Source organism: Vibrio sp. KUL78 (assembly GCF_059725505.1).
Window position 1 is genome coordinate 92,142 of record NZ_AP045837.1, and the last position, 14,891, is coordinate 107,032.

The following is a 14,891-nucleotide window of genomic DNA, read 5'->3' on the forward strand; positions in this document are numbered from 1 at the left end:
TTTCTGAATAAAGTGATTTACAGAAATAAAATAATTAATAGCGTATTTAGGAACATCAATAATGAACAAAGAAGCTATAACCACTTATATGAGTGACTTATCGCGCGCCATGCTGGCACCGATATATGTCCTCCCGCTAGTGGGTTTTGTGATTGCTATCGGAGCGGCAACAACCAACCCTGGCATTGTCGAAGTACTGCCTTTCTTAGATGCCCCTTTCTTTAAAGGGATGGGGGAAGTGTTGGTTTGGTCGACGCTGAGCGTTCTTATTAACCTGCATATCATCTTTGCTGTCGGTATTTCGATGGGGCTTGCGAAAAAAGACAAGCACCTCGCTGGCTTTAACGCGCTGATCATCTACTTCATCTACCTTTACACCATGCATACCTATATGAAGTTTAATGGTCTGCTATTAGATGGTGACTTGGGGGGCACCGGTCAGGCGAGCATCCTTGGCTTGCAAGTGGTTGATACAGGTATCTTCGTTGGCATGCTGATCGGTATTGTTAACGCTTACTTCCACAACAAATACAGCCAAAAGGTACTTAAAGGCGCGCTATCACTATACGGTGAATCTCGTCTGGTACTTATCATCATGATCCCAGTTGCGATTGGCCTTGGTATTCTGTTTACCCACATCTGGCCACCGGTTCAGCATGCTATCTTCGGTTTTGGCGAGAGCATTCGCGGCGCAGGTTCTATGGGCGTTGGCGTGTACGGTTTCCTAGAGCGTATCCTTATTCCAACTGGTCTTCACCACCTGCTTTGGGTGCCAATGCACTTCTCTGATCTTGGTGGTTGTGCCATGGTGGCCGGTCAAAACTACTGCGGCATCGAGAACATCTTCCTTGCTGAAATTGGTGACCCAGAGACGACGCGTCTTTCTAGCTCAATCGTGTTTGATTCACGCAGCCTAGTAAAAATCTTCGGTTTGACAGGTGCGGGTCTTGCTATGTATCACTGTGCTGACCAAGACAAGCGCGAAAAAGTGAAAGCGATTGTGTTCCCTGCAGTGCTGTCTTCTATTTTGGTGGGTGTTACTGAGCCGATTGAATTCTCATTCCTTTTCGTCGCGCCAATCCTGTTTGTTGTGCACGCTATCCTAACTGGCCTATTTATGGCTGTGTTGTCTCTGCTGGATGTCGTGGCGGTAGGTAAAGGGGGTCTTATCGACTTCATCGTTTACAACATTCCACTGGGTACCGATAAAACCGACTGGCCGATGTACGTGGCGATTGGTCTGGTTCAGCTCGCCGTGTACTACTTTGTGTTCCGCGCGCTGATCACGCACCTTAACCTGAAAACCATTGGTCGTGGTGAAGCGGAAATGAAGCTACAAACTAAAGACGACTACAAGAACCGCAACAAAACAGCAGCGATTGATAGCGCAGTCGGTGAGTTCAACTCGGTTGCTATCATTGAAGGTCTAGGCGGTAAAGACAACATCATCGATGTGCAAAACTGCTACACCCGATTGCGCGTCGAAGTTCGTGACCCATCATTAGTGGATGAAGCGAAAATCCAAGAGTCGAACCCAATGGGTTTGGTGAACAAGGGGCAAAACATTCAAATCATCTTCGGAAGCCACGTAGCGTCGGTGCGCCAAGAAGTGAATGAGTTTTTAGAAGCCATGGCGTAGTAAGGCTATATTTTCCTCTCTCTACTAAAAGGCCTAGGTGATCATACCTAGGCCTTTTGATTGCAAGCGAGTGATGTCGTTACATCAACCACTTCCACCAAACAAATACGGCTAAGAATCCAAATAGATAAATCAGACCTACAATCGACAGCGCTTTTAGACGGCTGCCCATTTGCAACACTGGTGGCAGCGTGGCTTTTGATACCAGAATGTAGTTAAGCAGTGCAAATACTGGCGTGGTGACAAATGCCATGATCATTGCAAAGTCGAGCATTGGCATCAGTGCTTTAGCGAAGAAAGCGATAATCGAGATAGCCGCAATAGACACCACAATGACCCATGCTTGGTAGGACTTCGGGTTCTCTTCGGTCTTGTTTTGAAGTAGGCGTTGTGACTCAGCAATTGCGCGCGAGTAGCCATCAATTACAGTGATAGTACTTCCGAAGATACAGAAGAAGGCGATGACAGCAATGAGGTAGCGCGACCATTCACCAATCGTTGACGCATACATGCCCACCAATTGATGTGAGAACCCTACGCCAGAAGCAGACAGCTCTGTCCCTGAACCGTGGATCACTAGTGCACCAAGTGCAACGAACACTAAAGCTAATAAAGCCGTACCGATATAACCGACGTTAAAATCGAACAGCGCTGATTCCGCCGTCACCTTCTGCTTCTTACACTGACTCTTGAGCCACATGGATGTTATGCTAGAGATCTCAATCGGCGCTGGCATCCAACCCATGGTCACTACGATGAAGCCGATAGCGGCGATGGTCCAAGGTGATGGCGCTTGGTAATCTGCCGGTGCAACACTGCCATTTGATGCCGCAATAATAACGGCTGTGACGGTGGCAACGGTCAGCGTCGCCATAATGGCTTTAGAGAGTCCGTCGAGCGCTTTATAGTGACCCGCAAACAAAATGCCGACGCATGTTGCGAGTACGATTCCGCACAAGGCTAGCGATGAGAGTTCGAACGGTAGGAAGTAACCAAGCAAGCTGGCACTAAACAACAGCAGAGCGGCGGTGTTCACAACAGCGGAAACGACGGTAAGTAGTGTAAACACCCACAGGTAGCCGCGACCCAATCCTTCATAACCTTGAATCAGGCTATTACCTGTGCCAACGGTATATTGCACTCCAGCTCTAAAGAATGGGTATTTAAACAGATTAACGAGCAAGATCAGCGCAGCGAGTTGCCAGCCATAGATGGCACCCGCCTTTGTTGAGGCGACAAGATGAGAGCCACCGACTGCAGCAGCAGCCATCATAATGCCAGGGCCAAGAGAGCGTACTAAATGGGAAAGGCCAGGGCGTGATGCTGGCTCTGAAGGGATAGAGGTATCCATGACACGAGTCCTTTTATGATTATTATCCGTAATAAAATCGCTGTAAAAAATAGTTTACGAAACGATAAAAAATTATTTCCGACCCCTCCATTTCTACAGAAATTTCAGCAGGATGCAATGCAAGACGCGACGAAATTAATCAATGATTGGTCGGTATGTCTGAACGGTCGATAAAAGGTAGTGTTTTATGCTGATAATGTGGGTGTAATTAAAGCATCATCACTGAAGGTAAAGGAAAAAGAGTAGGAAAAAATATCGGAAAGTGTCGCGAGAGTGAGCTCTCGCGACGCTAAGTGTTGGGTTTTGCGATGTTGTCAGCTATTCCTGTGGCTGAGGCTTTCTTTTTAGCTGTTGAACGATGAGACCAATGACAATAAGCACTAAACCTATCAATGTAGAAGGATGGATCTCTTCACCGATGATAGTGGCCAGTAGCATGAGTGAGATGAACGGCGAAGCAAAAATAAGATTGCTGATACGCGCAGTGTTTTGAGTTAGCTTTAGTGCGCTAAGCCAAAGGACAAAAGTAATCCCCATCTCAAACAGTCCGACGTAACTAACCGCCAGCCAGCCTTTCAGCGTGATATTAGACCATGTGGCGCCCTCGTAGATGGCAACACCAAACGCAAAGGGCAGAGCAACCAAAAAGCCAAGTAGTACACCGACAACTGGATCGGCCGTGTTTTTGGTGTTTAGGATCCAATAACCTGCCCACAATAGTGTGGAGAGCAGGGCGAGTGCCACACCAGCAGGGCTATCAAATTGAAGTCCCAATACATCGCCCTTAGTGGCGATCACCACCACACCGAGATACCCCAAGGCACACGCAAACCAATCTTGCGGACGGATTTTCTGCTTTAGGAACACCGCAGCCATTAAGGTCAGTGTAATGGCCCAGCTGTAGTTAATGGGCTGAGCTTGGGAGGCTGGCAGTAGATCGTAGGCCTTGAATAGGATCAGATAGTAGGCGAATGGATTAATTAGCCCAAGCAACAAGTAGTACCAAGGGTTTGATATAAAAGTTGTCTTTAGCTGAGAAAGTGTCCCTTTCATCGCGCACACAATAATCAGAGCGATCGTTGAGGCGACAGAAGCAGCCGCGACCATTTGAGCGGGCGTGAATTCAGCCAGTGTAAGCTTAAATGCGGTTGCGACGGTGGACCACAATAAGACGGCGGATAACCCAAATAGCAGGGCTTTGCGTTCGTTATGCATTGAGATGTTAGCGTTGGGATGGAGTGAACAATGCCAGCATCTTACCAGTGAATGGCATTCTGAAAACCCACAAATGTTAGATTATGATTGCTGGTCACACAAGACTAGAGAGAGATAAGTGGCGGTAGAGGCGTCAGGTCAATTAACGGCGCTTGTTGCCATGATGTCTCACTGGCAAACAGCCATAGGGTATCGACGCGATCGCGCTTGAGAGACGAGATATCAACCAGCGTCATGAGAGCATAAAAGCGGCGCACATAATGGACGGTTTCATTGGGTAAGGTCAGCTTGGTAAAGTCTCGACTGCCTGCTCTGTTGATGGCGCGTTGAACTCGTCCTTCACCCGCATTGTAAGCCGCTAACGTGAGGTTGATGTCACCATCAAACTTGCGATACAGAAACGACAGATACTGCATCGCAGCACGAGTACTCGGCTCAATCTCAAAGCGCTGATCGAGGTTTTGGTCTACGGTTAACCCAAAGCGTTTGGCGGTGGCTGGCATCAGTTGCCAAAGCCCGGCGGCTTTGGCAGGAGAGACGGCTTTGGGGTTATAGGAGGACTCGAGCATGGGGACCAGGACTAAACTGTCTGGTAGCGATTTTTGTTTAAGCTGCTTGAATATCTCATCCACCAGTGGGCTGAACTCTTCAAACTTCTTAATGATATGATTTTGATACGGCTTGAGCGTGGCAATATGTGGTGCCACATCAGATTGAGCAGGTTTGGCATCACTTTGGGTGTGCCAGATACACAGCAAGCCTATCACTAACCAAAGCAGCCAGTGACTGACTCTCGAGCTGACTCTACAGCGAGCGTGCATGTTCCTCATAACTGTGTTGCTCTCGCCCGGTCAGCTCACCAAGCAGTTCATGAAAAGCCGCTGAACTTTGTCCATTCTCTTGATTGTATTTTTGGCACTCTTTAATGAGTGACTCAAGGATCTGCCACTGTTTGCGGACATTGTCAGACAGCTTGATAGGTAACGCTCTGACTAAACGCTCAACCCCTTGTTCCGAACAGGGCAAATTTAGCTGACTAAGAAGCCGACTACGCTGACTGGCATTGTGGCCAAGCTGCTTAAGTACTGGCAGCTGTTTGCTGATGTTGTGACTTAGTGACTCACCATCGAATTTTAGATACAGGGCTTTTTGGTGCTGCAGCAATGAGAGCAGCTTGCGATACAGTTTGATGTCTTCAGAAATGCTAACGACAAAGTTCTGCACGAGCTCGGTTTTCGAGGTGGCCATCTTGGTTACTCCACTAAATGGGTGGTTCGCTTAGGACTCGTGACCGGTATGGAAACGCATCACAGCTTGCGAAAGGGCTTTGACATCCAGTCCAAGTTCACCGTTTGCGAGTGCATTTCGTACCGCTTCCACTTTCGCCATATCGACGTTTGGCATTGCAGCAAGCTCAGCTTGCGCCTTGTCTAGTGCTGCTGTATTTGCATTGAATGCGGCTTGTGAAACGGTCTTACGTGCCGGTGCTTCAGGCGTTTGAGTCTTAGACTGATTGAAGTTGGTTTGTGGGACATGTCCGCCGGCCACTTTGTCGATTTTCATTGTGTTGCTGTCCTATCAATATGTCGATAACAGTATAGGGCGACAAAGCGAGCATCAGTATTAAATCTGCCCAGCTAAATTTGTTGCTCTTTTTTTTCTATCTCAATGCCCTATGACATTTCGAGCGCATTGATTGAAAAATGTTACCTTGAGTCAGAAATTTAAAATTGAGTGTGAACCTGGTTCAAACCAGACACGACCGCCCGAATGACTTTTTTAGATTGGCTGTTTTGCACCTTTATTTGCTCTCCTGAAGCGCCGGTTTCCAGCGCAATCCCTTTGGTTGTCGCATTGAACCCATCTCTTTCGGCGATGATGACCACTTCATTTCCCTTTTCGACTAACGGAGGGCTACTAACAAATTTGCTATCGATGATTTGACCAGTGCGCATGCGTCGCGTGACTTGCTTACCCTGCAATGTGGAGAGGTCGGTAACAAACGAGGTCGCCCGCGATAGGGTTCGAGTTTCTAGACGTATCGAGCGAGAATCGATGCTGTCATGCCGATTGAGCGTGGTGCTGGCAACGGCGACAGGTAGCGACAACGTGGCTCGGATGCTGACATTGATGCGCCAGTCATTGCTGCCATCCTCACAGCTGACGCTGCGTTTAAGGTTGCCAACAGGCAGTGTTTGGTGATCGCGACTGCTCGTAATGAGAGGTGAAAGGCAGCGATTGAGATGTTTTGCTGACTCTGGAACCAATATCACTAGCCTTGCCTCGTAGTGGTCCCAGCGATGCGTCGCAGCAAGCTGTTCTAGTTCGGAATTCAGTGCTTGTCGCACAACTTGCTCAATACTCATTTGCGTCATTTTGAGCTCGTTCGCTAAGGCATGATTACTGAGTAAAAGGCTCAAAAACGAGCCCAAAATCCACTTCCCCATCCTGTCTCTCGCTTCCGTAAATCGGAAGTTCCGTTTCCTTTGTTTTATGTAATCCATTGTTTTTATTGGCTTTAAAAGTTGGCATGTATCTTGTTCTTTCTTTGTGACTATCGCCCATTTAAGGACAGAGACATGGCAATCAGTTTTGACAGTGCATTAGGTGTACATCCAGAAGCACTGAATTTTCGAGTCCAAAGAACCAAGGTGCTTGCAAGTAACTTAGCAAATGTCGATACGCCTGGGTACCTAGCTAAGGACCTGAGTTTTACCACAGTGATGAAGCAAGCTAGCGCCAATGGTGTGCATACCGCTACGCCTAAATTGGATATCGCGACCCAGTATTCGGTGCCGTACCAGAACAGCAAGGATGGCAATACGGTCGAGCTGGGTGTTGAGCAAGCCAAATTCACTCAAAACAACATGGATTTTCAAACCAGCCTGACATTCATGAACATGAAGTTTAATGGGCTGGCGAAAGCGATTGAGGGACGTTAATCATGTCATTTACTGATATCTATTCTATTGCTGGCTCTGCGATGACCGCACAGACCGTTCGACTTAATACGGTAGCCAGTAACCTGGCCAACGCTGATGCAGTATCAGCCAATCCAGATGATGCCTATAAACCCCTTAAACCAGTATTTGCCACTGTGTATAGCCAAACACAACTGGCGAGCCAGCAGGGTGTGTATCCCAATGCCGAGGTTCGCATTGTCGATGTGGTACAAGGCAGCGCTCAGGCTGAACAGCGCTTTGAACCGAATAACCCGTTGGCAAACGAAGAGGGCTATGTCTACTACCCGGGTGTCGATGTGGTTTCTGAAATGGCGGACATGATGTCGGCCACTCGCAGCTTCGAAACCAATGTAGAAGTGTTGTCGAATGTGAAAAGTATGCAGCAGGGCCTGCTTCGTTTAGGGCAGGGTAGCTAATGAGTATTGCACAGTTCAACGCACTCGATACGGACACTCCGGTTAGCCAGCAAGCGAATGCAGGCGTGTCGGCAAATCCTCAAGATTCTAATAGTGCCAGCTCACTTCAAAATGAATTCATCACCTTGATGGTGGCGCAGATTCAAAACCAAGACCCGCTCAACCCACTCGATGGTACTGAGTATGTCAGCCAGCTAGCACAGTTCTCTCAGGTTCAAAGTACCGAGAACATGTCGATGCTGATGCAAAACAGCATGGTACTACTCGACAACATGCAGGTACTGTCGACGGCAGGCTTGGTTGGTCAAACCGTTTACGTCAATGGCAACGAATTTGAGCTCAGTGACGGCGCTCAGAAAGGTCGTGTAGAGCTAGCACATTCATCAAGCCAAGTGACCTTAGTCGTCGAAGATGAGTTTGGGCAAAAAACCAAGGTGCCACTGGGTGCTCATCCGGCTGGGGATGTGGATTTTTCTATCGACCCAGAAGAGTTAGGTCTCAAACCTGGTAAGTACAGCGTTTCGGTAGAGGTACAAGAAGGACAAGCATCACCATCAGTGATGTTGGCCGGTGAAGTGCAGCAGGTTCGCATTCCAAGTAGTGGCGGCGCCGCCATGGTCAACGTCGCGGGTGTCGGTAACGTGCCTTTCTATCAAATCAGTCAGTTTGGTGCTTAGCGCCGAGTGTAAAACCAACAAAACTATCAGAATAAAGAGGACATCATGAGTTTTAATATTGCTTTAAGCGGCTTGGACGCCACCAATACTCAGCTAAACACCATCAGCCACAACATTGCTAACGCATCGACCTACGGTTTTAAAGAGGCGCGCACCGAATTCTCCGCTGTATACAACGGCATGCAACCAGGCGGTGTTGAGGTTGCATCTATCTCGCAAAACTTCGATAAAAATGGTTCAGTCTCTGGTACGGGTCGCGCGATGGACCTTGCCATCAATGGTAACGGTTTCTTCGTAACGAAAGACTTGATGGGGCAGACGCTTTACACCCGCTCAGGTGTATTTGGTACTGACAAAGACAACTTTGTTGTGGGTAATACTGGCGCTAAGCTTCAGGGTTACGGTGTCGATAGCAACAACAATCTGCTTGACGGCGCGGTTGGTGATATCAAGATCAGCACCTCTTCGTTAGCAGCAAAAGCCACCGACAAACTGGATTTTATCGCCAACTTTGATGCGAGTGCGACTGCCATCGATCAAACGGTCACCCCTTTTGACCCAAATAACCCAGATTCATTTAACTCATCATACACCTCTAAGGTGTACGACTCGCTGGGTAACTCTCACACAGTAACGCAGTACTTTACGAAAACAGCGGACAACACTTGGGAAGTGAACGTTCAAGTCGATGGTGGTACCACACCTGTTTCAACGGTTCCTGTGACCTTTAATCCAGACGGCACACTAAACTCGCCAACAGGTACGACGAATATCAGCTTCCCTGCGGCCGGTGCCAACCCAATGAGCATCGATATTAGCCTAGCAGGCAGCACCCAATTTGGCGCTTCGTTTGGTGTGAGCACCAATAGCCCAAATGGCTACACATCCGGTGAACTTGCGGGTGTTCGCGTTGAGAACAACGGCATGGTGTTCGCAACATACACCAACGGTCAATCTCAGCTTCAGGGACAGGTCGTACTGGCTAACTTCGCCAACCCTCAAGGTCTTGCCAAAACCAATGGCACAGCTTGGACTCAGAGCTTTAGTTCAGGCGCACCCGTAGTTGGTACACCAGGTACCGGCGTTTTGGGCGATCTCACCCCAGGTGCACTAGAGGGTTCCAATGTGGACTTGACCTCTGAGCTTGTGAACCTGATGACCGCCCAGCGCAACTATCAGGCGAATGCGAAGACAATCTCTACATCTGACAAGCTGACTCAAGCTCTGTTTAACGCGGTATAGGAATCTAACCTATGGATAGCTTGCTATTTACTGCGACAACGGGGGCCAGCCGAGTACTTAAAGCTCAGCATGTTCGCTCCAACAACCTGTCGAATGCCGACACCGCCGGCTTTCGCGCGGATATGGAACGCGTTAATAGCGTTCCATTGCAAGGCTCTGGTTTTGATGGTCGCACTATGGTGGTCACCAACTCAGCAGCAACTCGTTTTGATTCTGGAGACGTCGTTAAAACGGGTCGTCCACTGGATATCGCCATCATGGGCGAGGGCTACATCAGTGTGCAAACGCCAGCGGGCAACGAGGCATACACGCGTGCCGGTAATATTAAGGTCGATGACCTCGGCGCAATGACCATCAACGGCTTTGCGGTTGTTGGTGATAACGGACCTATGGTGCTGCCGGAATTTCAGAAGGTGGAAATCAGTGAGCGTGGACGCGTCTCGGTGATCCCGCCTGGCGGCGGTGCAGAGGTGGAAGTTGGCACATTAAAGCTGGTGAAGCCGGACATTACCCAACTGCAAAAAGAGAGCGACAGCCTGCTGCACAGCTTAGATGGTCAGCCTTTTGCGGCCGATGCCACTGTTAACCTTGCCCCAGAGCACATCGAGAGCAGTAACGTGTCTGCCATTGATGAACTGCTCAGTGTGATGTCGCTAACGCGCAACTTCGAAATGCAGATCCGCATGATGAAAACCGCAGAAACCCTAGCGCAATCAGGAAATAAATTAATGAGCGCGAGCTAGTCGCGTTTAAAGGAGTAAACCATGCATTCAGCATTATGGGTCAGTAAAACAGGGATGGCCGCCCAAGACACGAAAATGACGGCAATCTCAAACAACCTCGCCAACGTTAATACGGTCGGTTTTAAGCGTGACCGAGTGGTCTTCGAAGACCTGTTCTACAGCATTCAGCGCCAACCGGGCGCACAAGTAGACCAAGTGAATCAGCTGCCAACCGGTGTGCAGCTTGGTAGTGGTGTTCGTGTTGTCGGTACACAGAAAGTCTTCACTCAGGGGAGTGCACAAAACACAGGGCAAGAGCTGGATCTTGCGGTTATGGGGCAAGGCTTCTTCCAGATTGAAAACTCTGACGGTCAAATCATGTATACCCGCAACGGCCAGTTTCATGTCAACTCCGAGGGCTTGATGGTCAACAGTCAGGGCTTGCCTCTTGAGCCACAAATCCAGATCCCAGATAACGCGTTGACGCTATCTGTTGGTGTGGATGGCACGGTCACCACGACAACGGCAGATGGTCCTGCTCCTCAAGAGCTTGGTCAGATCACGTTGGCTAAATTTATCAATCCCGCTGGTTTAGAGGCGATTGGTGGCAACCTGTTTAAAGAAACGGAAGCGAGCGGTCAGGCGGAAGAACTCATCGCTGGTGAGGAAGGTGCGGGCAGCATTAAACAGGGCGCGTTGGAGGGCTCCAACGTGCAAGTCGTGGAAGAGATGGTGGACATGATCACCACTCAACGTGCCTACGAGATGAACGCTAAAGTCGTGTCGGCTGCTGATGACATGCTTAAGTTTGTTGCTCAAGCCGTGTAATTCGGTCAATTAAGTTAGCGGGAAATAACGTGAAAGGAAGTTGTGACATGAAATGGTTTTCTCGAAGCCTTTTGACGCGAAGCACTGTTCTTGTGAGAAGAATAGCGCTGCTGAGCTTGCTGGTATTGGCAGGGTGTGCCTCTAGACCTGAGTTTGTGCCGCCAGAGCCAGACGAGCAGAAGTACGCGCCACCAGAGCTTAGTTATGCGTTGCCAGAGGCGACCAATGGCAGTTTGTATCGTCACCAATACAACCTCACGTTATTTCAAGATCGCCGCGCTTATCGCGTTGGCGATGTGCTAACCATTCTTCTTGTAGAAGAAACCCAATCAAGCAAGAAAGCCGACACCAAGTTTGGTAAGTCTTCCAACGTCGACTTTGGCGCGGCAACGGTAGGCGGAAAAACGTTAAATGAAACCGCCGTTGGTATCAGCGGAAGCCGAGCCTTTGATGGCAGCGCAGCGAGCTCTCAGGGCAATAAGCTTGAAGGGGCCATCACGGTCACTGTCCATGAAGTCATGCCTAACGGCGTACTGAAAGTCAGCGGCGAAAAATGGATTCGCCTTAATCAAGGGGATGAGTTCATTCGTGTGACAGGAATCGTCAGAGCCGATGATGTCGACCGCTACAACCAAGTGTTCTCTCATCGAATTGGTGATGCTCGCATTACCTACTCAGGACGCGGAGCCTTAGCCGACAGCAACTCAGCTGGTTGGTTAACGCAGTTCTTTACTAGCCCATGGATGCCGTTTTAATGCTTAACACTCGTCGTTTTCTTGATACTTTTTTCACGGCATTGATGACTGCCTCGGCGCTTATCTTGATGCCGTCCGCTCACGCTGAAGTGGAAATTCCTATTATGGACCTTGTCGATGTGCAAGGTGTGCGCACTAACCAATTGGTGGGTTATGGCTTGGTCGTGGGTCTTGATGGTCAGGGTGACCGAAACCAGGTTAAGTTCACGGCACAATCCATTACCAATATGTTGCGTCAGTTTGGTGTACAGATCGGAGATGACGCTAACCCTAAGCTGCGTAATGTGGCATCGGTGAGCGTGACGGCCTCTGTTGACCCAATGGCAGGCCCGGGTCAGATGTTGGATATCGTGGTGTCATCGATTGGTGATGCTAAGAGCTTGCGTGGCGGTACATTGCTGCTCACACCGCTGCGCGGTGTTGATGGCGAGGTGTATGCAGTCGCACAAGGCAATGTGGTTGTAGGCGGCGTTTCTGCTGAAGGACGCAGCGGCTCTAAGATTGCAGTAAACACGCCAACCGCGGGTCGCGTACCCAATGGAGCGACACTGGAGCGTGAAATCCCATCGGACTTTAACTCACGTCCACAAATCACGCTGAACCTTCGCAAGGCGAGCTTCACTACTGCGAAGAATATTGCTCGTGAGATCAACAGTACCTTTGGTCCTGAGGTCGCGATTGCGGTCAACAAGGTACGTGTTGATATGCGTGCACCGAAAGACAGCCAGCAGCGTGTCACCATGATGTCGATGCTTGAAGAGATGAGTGTTGTTGAGGGGCGTAAGCCAGCTCGTATCGTGTTCAACTCGCGCACCGGCACCGTTGTAGTCGGTAAGAACGTCAAAGTCACCGAGGCAGCAGTCAGTCACGGTAACCTTACTGTGGCTATCAGTGAGTCACAGCGAGTCAGTCAGCCAAACGCGTTCGCTGATGGCGATACCGTGGTTGTCGACCAAACCAAGATCGACATTAACGAAGACCAAGCACAAATGGTGATCTGGCCTGAAGGGACAGAGCTGAACACGATAGTAAACGCAGTTAATAGCTTAGGCGCAACACCAACCGATTTGATGTCCATTCTGCAAGCCCTGCATGAAGCAGGCGCATTGAATGCTGAGTTGGTAGTGATCTAGGAGGCGATGATGAAAATAGATGCCATGAACGACACGACTCGTGTCAACAGTATGCTTTATCACGACAACGCAGCGCTGACCAACATTAGACACAGCAATGATAGCCCAGAAGCGCTCAAAGAGGTGGCAGGTCAGTTTGAAGCCATGTTTTTGCAGATGGTGCTCAGACAGATGCGCAGCAGTAGCGATGTGCTTGCTGATGAAGACAGTCCTTTTTCTTCCCAGCAGCATGGGGTATTTCGCGATATGCACGATGGTCAGCTCTCTATCGAGCTAGCGAAGAAACAAAACTCGGGTATCGCCGATATGTTGGTTAAGCAATTGGGACCTGCCCAAAGTGCGAGCTCTAACCAAGAGGTGCAGTTTGATGCCGAGCGTGTGCAAGCCATGGGCTCAGCCAATGACATGGAAGGCAAATCACAAACTCATGCATTAGGTAATACAAACGTGTCCTTGTCAGTTAACGACGAGCACACTTCCGCCGCCTTTAATCTTCAGTCTCCTCGTGAGGCTGCCATGACCATGGCCTTCTCTCAGCCTCTAATGAAAATCACGGAGCGTTAACTGCAATGAGCCTTATTAATATCGCGCTTTCAGGCATGAATGCCAACCGCGTGGCACTCGATGTCACGGCGCAAAACGTTGCTAACGTGAACACCCCAGGATACAGCCGCCAGCAAGCTCTGATGTCTTCGGTGGCAGGCGGAAAATACGATTTCAACTCACCCGGTATGGGAGTCGAAGTTACCAGCATACGCCGTGTGACAGACCAATACCTAGTGAAACAAACCTGGTCGACAGCCAGTGAAGCCAATTATTCGGCGGGATACTTGTCGGCCATGAGCCAACTAGAAAACATGCTGGGCGCAGATGGCTTTAGCTTGTCTGCAGGACTCGATAGTCTGTTTGCCTCGCTCAATGATGCGACGACTAAACCAGAATCGACGCCGCTGCGTCAGCAGGTGATCAACGAGTCAGAAGCCTTAGCGCGCCGATTCAATACGCTCACCGAATCGCTGCATAATCAGCATAAAGATGTACACGATCAGCGCAATGCCGCGCTGTCTCATGCCAACAGCTTGATGGCGAACATTGCTCAAGTAAACAAGCAGATCGTTGAGATGCAAGGCACCGGAGGCAACGCCTCTCAGCTCATGGATACTCGTGATGCGCTCATCGGAGAGCTGTCGACCATCATGGCGGTGAAAACCACTGATCAACCGGATGGCAGCGTGCAAGTGTCATTGGCGTCAGGTCAGCCTCTCGTCATGGGCTCGGATTCAAGTGTGATTAAGGCGATTCCAGACCCAAGTGACCCGTACCTTGCGGATCTGCATATTGAATTTGGTAATCAAACCTTTGCAGCAAAAGGGGATATTGGCGGCAAGCTAGGCGCACTTCATGACTACCAAGTCGATGTGCTTGTGCCGAACCAACAAGCCATAGATGACATGGCACGCAGTGTTGCCGATGAATTTAATGCCGTGCTCGCTGCGGGGTTGGACCTAAATGGTAACCCAGGTGCGCCGCTATTTACCTATGATCCAGCGAACCCAGCCGCAAGCTTAGATATCACCAATATTACCGCCGATGAGCTGGCATTTTCTGCCGACGGTAATCCGGGTAACAGTGACAATCTCAAGGATTTGATTGCTATCAGCAATAAGCCAGTGGCGATCTCAGGACTTGGCTCGCTGTCCTTAAATGATGCGTTTACCGCTATGGTCGGTGAAACAGCCATTAAAGCACGACAAGCGGAGTCTGATTATCAGGCGAAAAAAGCAATGTCGGATCAAGCGGTTGCAGCGCGCGACAACGTCAGTGCCGTAAACAGTGACGAAGAGGCGGCAAACCTAATGACCTTTGCCAACGCCCATAATGCCAATATGAAAGTGATCAGCACAGCGAATCAGCTGTTTGACTCTGTATTGCAGCTATTTTAAGGAGAGA

The 14,891-nt window shown here is 49.5% G+C and carries 17 protein-coding genes; 11 read left to right on the forward strand and 6 right to left on the reverse strand.

Annotated elements, in window-relative coordinates; translation table 11 throughout:
- Positions 1–61 precede the first annotated feature (61 nt).
- On the forward strand, positions 62–1,639 hold the full coding sequence (locus AC6I8Y_RS00425; protein ID WP_394153880.1) for a PTS transporter subunit EIIC: 1,578 nt from the start codon (positions 62–64) through the stop codon (positions 1,637–1,639).
- Positions 1,640–1,718: 79 nt separating this feature from the next.
- Here AC6I8Y_RS00425 and AC6I8Y_RS00430 read toward each other — a convergent pair whose 3' ends face one another.
- The 6 genes from AC6I8Y_RS00430 to flgA form a co-directional block, all read right to left on the reverse strand.
- Positions 1,719–2,990 carry an NRAMP family divalent metal transporter gene (locus AC6I8Y_RS00430; protein WP_128648345.1) on the reverse strand — a complete coding sequence of 424 codons (1,272 nt, stop codon included), beginning with the start codon at positions 2,988–2,990 and terminating at the stop codon, positions 1,719–1,721.
- A gap of 318 nt (positions 2,991–3,308) precedes the next feature.
- The gene (locus tag AC6I8Y_RS00435; RefSeq protein WP_394153877.1) at positions 3,309–4,205 is read right to left on the reverse strand and encodes a DMT family transporter; all 897 of its coding nucleotides are present in this window, start codon (positions 4,203–4,205) and stop codon (positions 3,309–3,311) included.
- A 104-nt stretch (positions 4,206–4,309) separates the two neighbouring features.
- On the reverse strand, positions 4,310–5,035 hold the full coding sequence (locus AC6I8Y_RS00440; protein WP_498020617.1) for a lytic transglycosylase domain-containing protein: 726 nt from the start codon (positions 5,033–5,035) through the stop codon (positions 4,310–4,312).
- A complete protein-coding gene (locus tag AC6I8Y_RS00445) occupies positions 5,010–5,453 on the reverse strand; it encodes a flagellar protein FlgN (protein WP_042477816.1) in 444 nt (147 codons plus the stop codon). Before AC6I8Y_RS00445 ends, AC6I8Y_RS00440 begins: the two co-directional genes overlap by 26 nt.
- Positions 5,454–5,483: 30 nt before the next feature.
- Positions 5,484–5,768, reverse strand: coding sequence for a flagellar biosynthesis anti-sigma factor FlgM (gene flgM, locus AC6I8Y_RS00450; RefSeq protein ID WP_042477817.1), 285 nt, complete (start codon positions 5,766–5,768; stop codon positions 5,484–5,486).
- 161 nt (positions 5,769–5,929) lie between these two features.
- Positions 5,930–6,652 (reverse strand): flagellar basal body P-ring formation chaperone FlgA, encoded by a 723-nt coding sequence (gene flgA, locus AC6I8Y_RS00455; protein WP_498020618.1) that lies wholly within the window; start codon positions 6,650–6,652, stop codon positions 5,930–5,932.
- Positions 6,653–6,784: 132 nt separating this feature from the next.
- Between flgA and flgB the strand changes: the two genes are divergently transcribed.
- Genes flgB through flgK form a run of 10 tightly spaced genes read left to right on the forward strand, consistent with a single transcriptional unit; the run spans position 6,785 to position 14,884 of the window.
- The gene (flgB, locus tag AC6I8Y_RS00460) at positions 6,785–7,147 is read left to right on the forward strand and encodes a flagellar basal body rod protein FlgB (RefSeq protein ID WP_128648347.1); all 363 of its coding nucleotides are present in this window, start codon (positions 6,785–6,787) and stop codon (positions 7,145–7,147) included.
- Between the two features lie 2 nt (positions 7,148–7,149).
- Positions 7,150–7,584 (forward strand): flagellar basal body rod protein FlgC, encoded by a 435-nt coding sequence (gene flgC / locus AC6I8Y_RS00465; protein WP_042477826.1) that lies wholly within the window; start codon positions 7,150–7,152, stop codon positions 7,582–7,584.
- On the forward strand, positions 7,584–8,261 hold the full coding sequence (flgD, locus tag AC6I8Y_RS00470) for a flagellar hook assembly protein FlgD (protein ID WP_234494800.1): 678 nt from the start codon (positions 7,584–7,586) through the stop codon (positions 8,259–8,261). Before flgC ends, flgD begins: the two co-directional genes overlap by 1 nt.
- 45 nt (positions 8,262–8,306) lie before the next feature.
- Positions 8,307–9,503 carry a flagellar hook protein FlgE gene (flgE, locus tag AC6I8Y_RS00475; RefSeq protein ID WP_252013021.1) on the forward strand — a complete coding sequence of 399 codons (1,197 nt, stop codon included), beginning with the start codon at positions 8,307–8,309 and terminating at the stop codon, positions 9,501–9,503.
- An 11-nt stretch (positions 9,504–9,514) separates the two neighbouring features.
- A complete protein-coding gene (locus AC6I8Y_RS00480) occupies positions 9,515–10,246 on the forward strand; it encodes a flagellar basal body rod protein FlgF (protein ID WP_042477831.1) in 732 nt (243 codons plus the stop codon).
- A gap of 21 nt (positions 10,247–10,267) precedes the next feature.
- Positions 10,268–11,053 carry a flagellar basal-body rod protein FlgG gene (gene flgG, locus AC6I8Y_RS00485; RefSeq protein WP_252013022.1) on the forward strand — a complete coding sequence of 262 codons (786 nt, stop codon included), beginning with the start codon at positions 10,268–10,270 and terminating at the stop codon, positions 11,051–11,053.
- Positions 11,054–11,100: 47 nt separating this feature from the next.
- Entirely contained in the window at positions 11,101–11,808 is a 708-nt protein-coding gene (gene flgH / locus AC6I8Y_RS00490) for a flagellar basal body L-ring protein FlgH (RefSeq protein WP_498020619.1), read from the forward strand.
- Between the two features lie 44 nt (positions 11,809–11,852).
- The gene (locus AC6I8Y_RS00495; RefSeq protein WP_394153958.1) at positions 11,853–12,941 is read left to right on the forward strand and encodes a flagellar basal body P-ring protein FlgI; all 1,089 of its coding nucleotides are present in this window, start codon (positions 11,853–11,855) and stop codon (positions 12,939–12,941) included.
- A 9-nt stretch (positions 12,942–12,950) separates the two neighbouring features.
- Positions 12,951–13,505: a rod-binding protein gene (locus tag AC6I8Y_RS00500; RefSeq protein ID WP_498021409.1), complete on the forward strand. Its 555-nt coding sequence runs from the start codon at positions 12,951–12,953 to the stop codon at positions 13,503–13,505.
- A gap of 5 nt (positions 13,506–13,510) precedes the next feature.
- Positions 13,511–14,884 (forward strand): flagellar hook-associated protein FlgK, encoded by a 1,374-nt coding sequence (flgK, locus tag AC6I8Y_RS00505; protein WP_234494796.1) that lies wholly within the window; start codon positions 13,511–13,513, stop codon positions 14,882–14,884.
- The last annotated feature ends 7 nt before the right edge of the window (positions 14,885–14,891 follow it).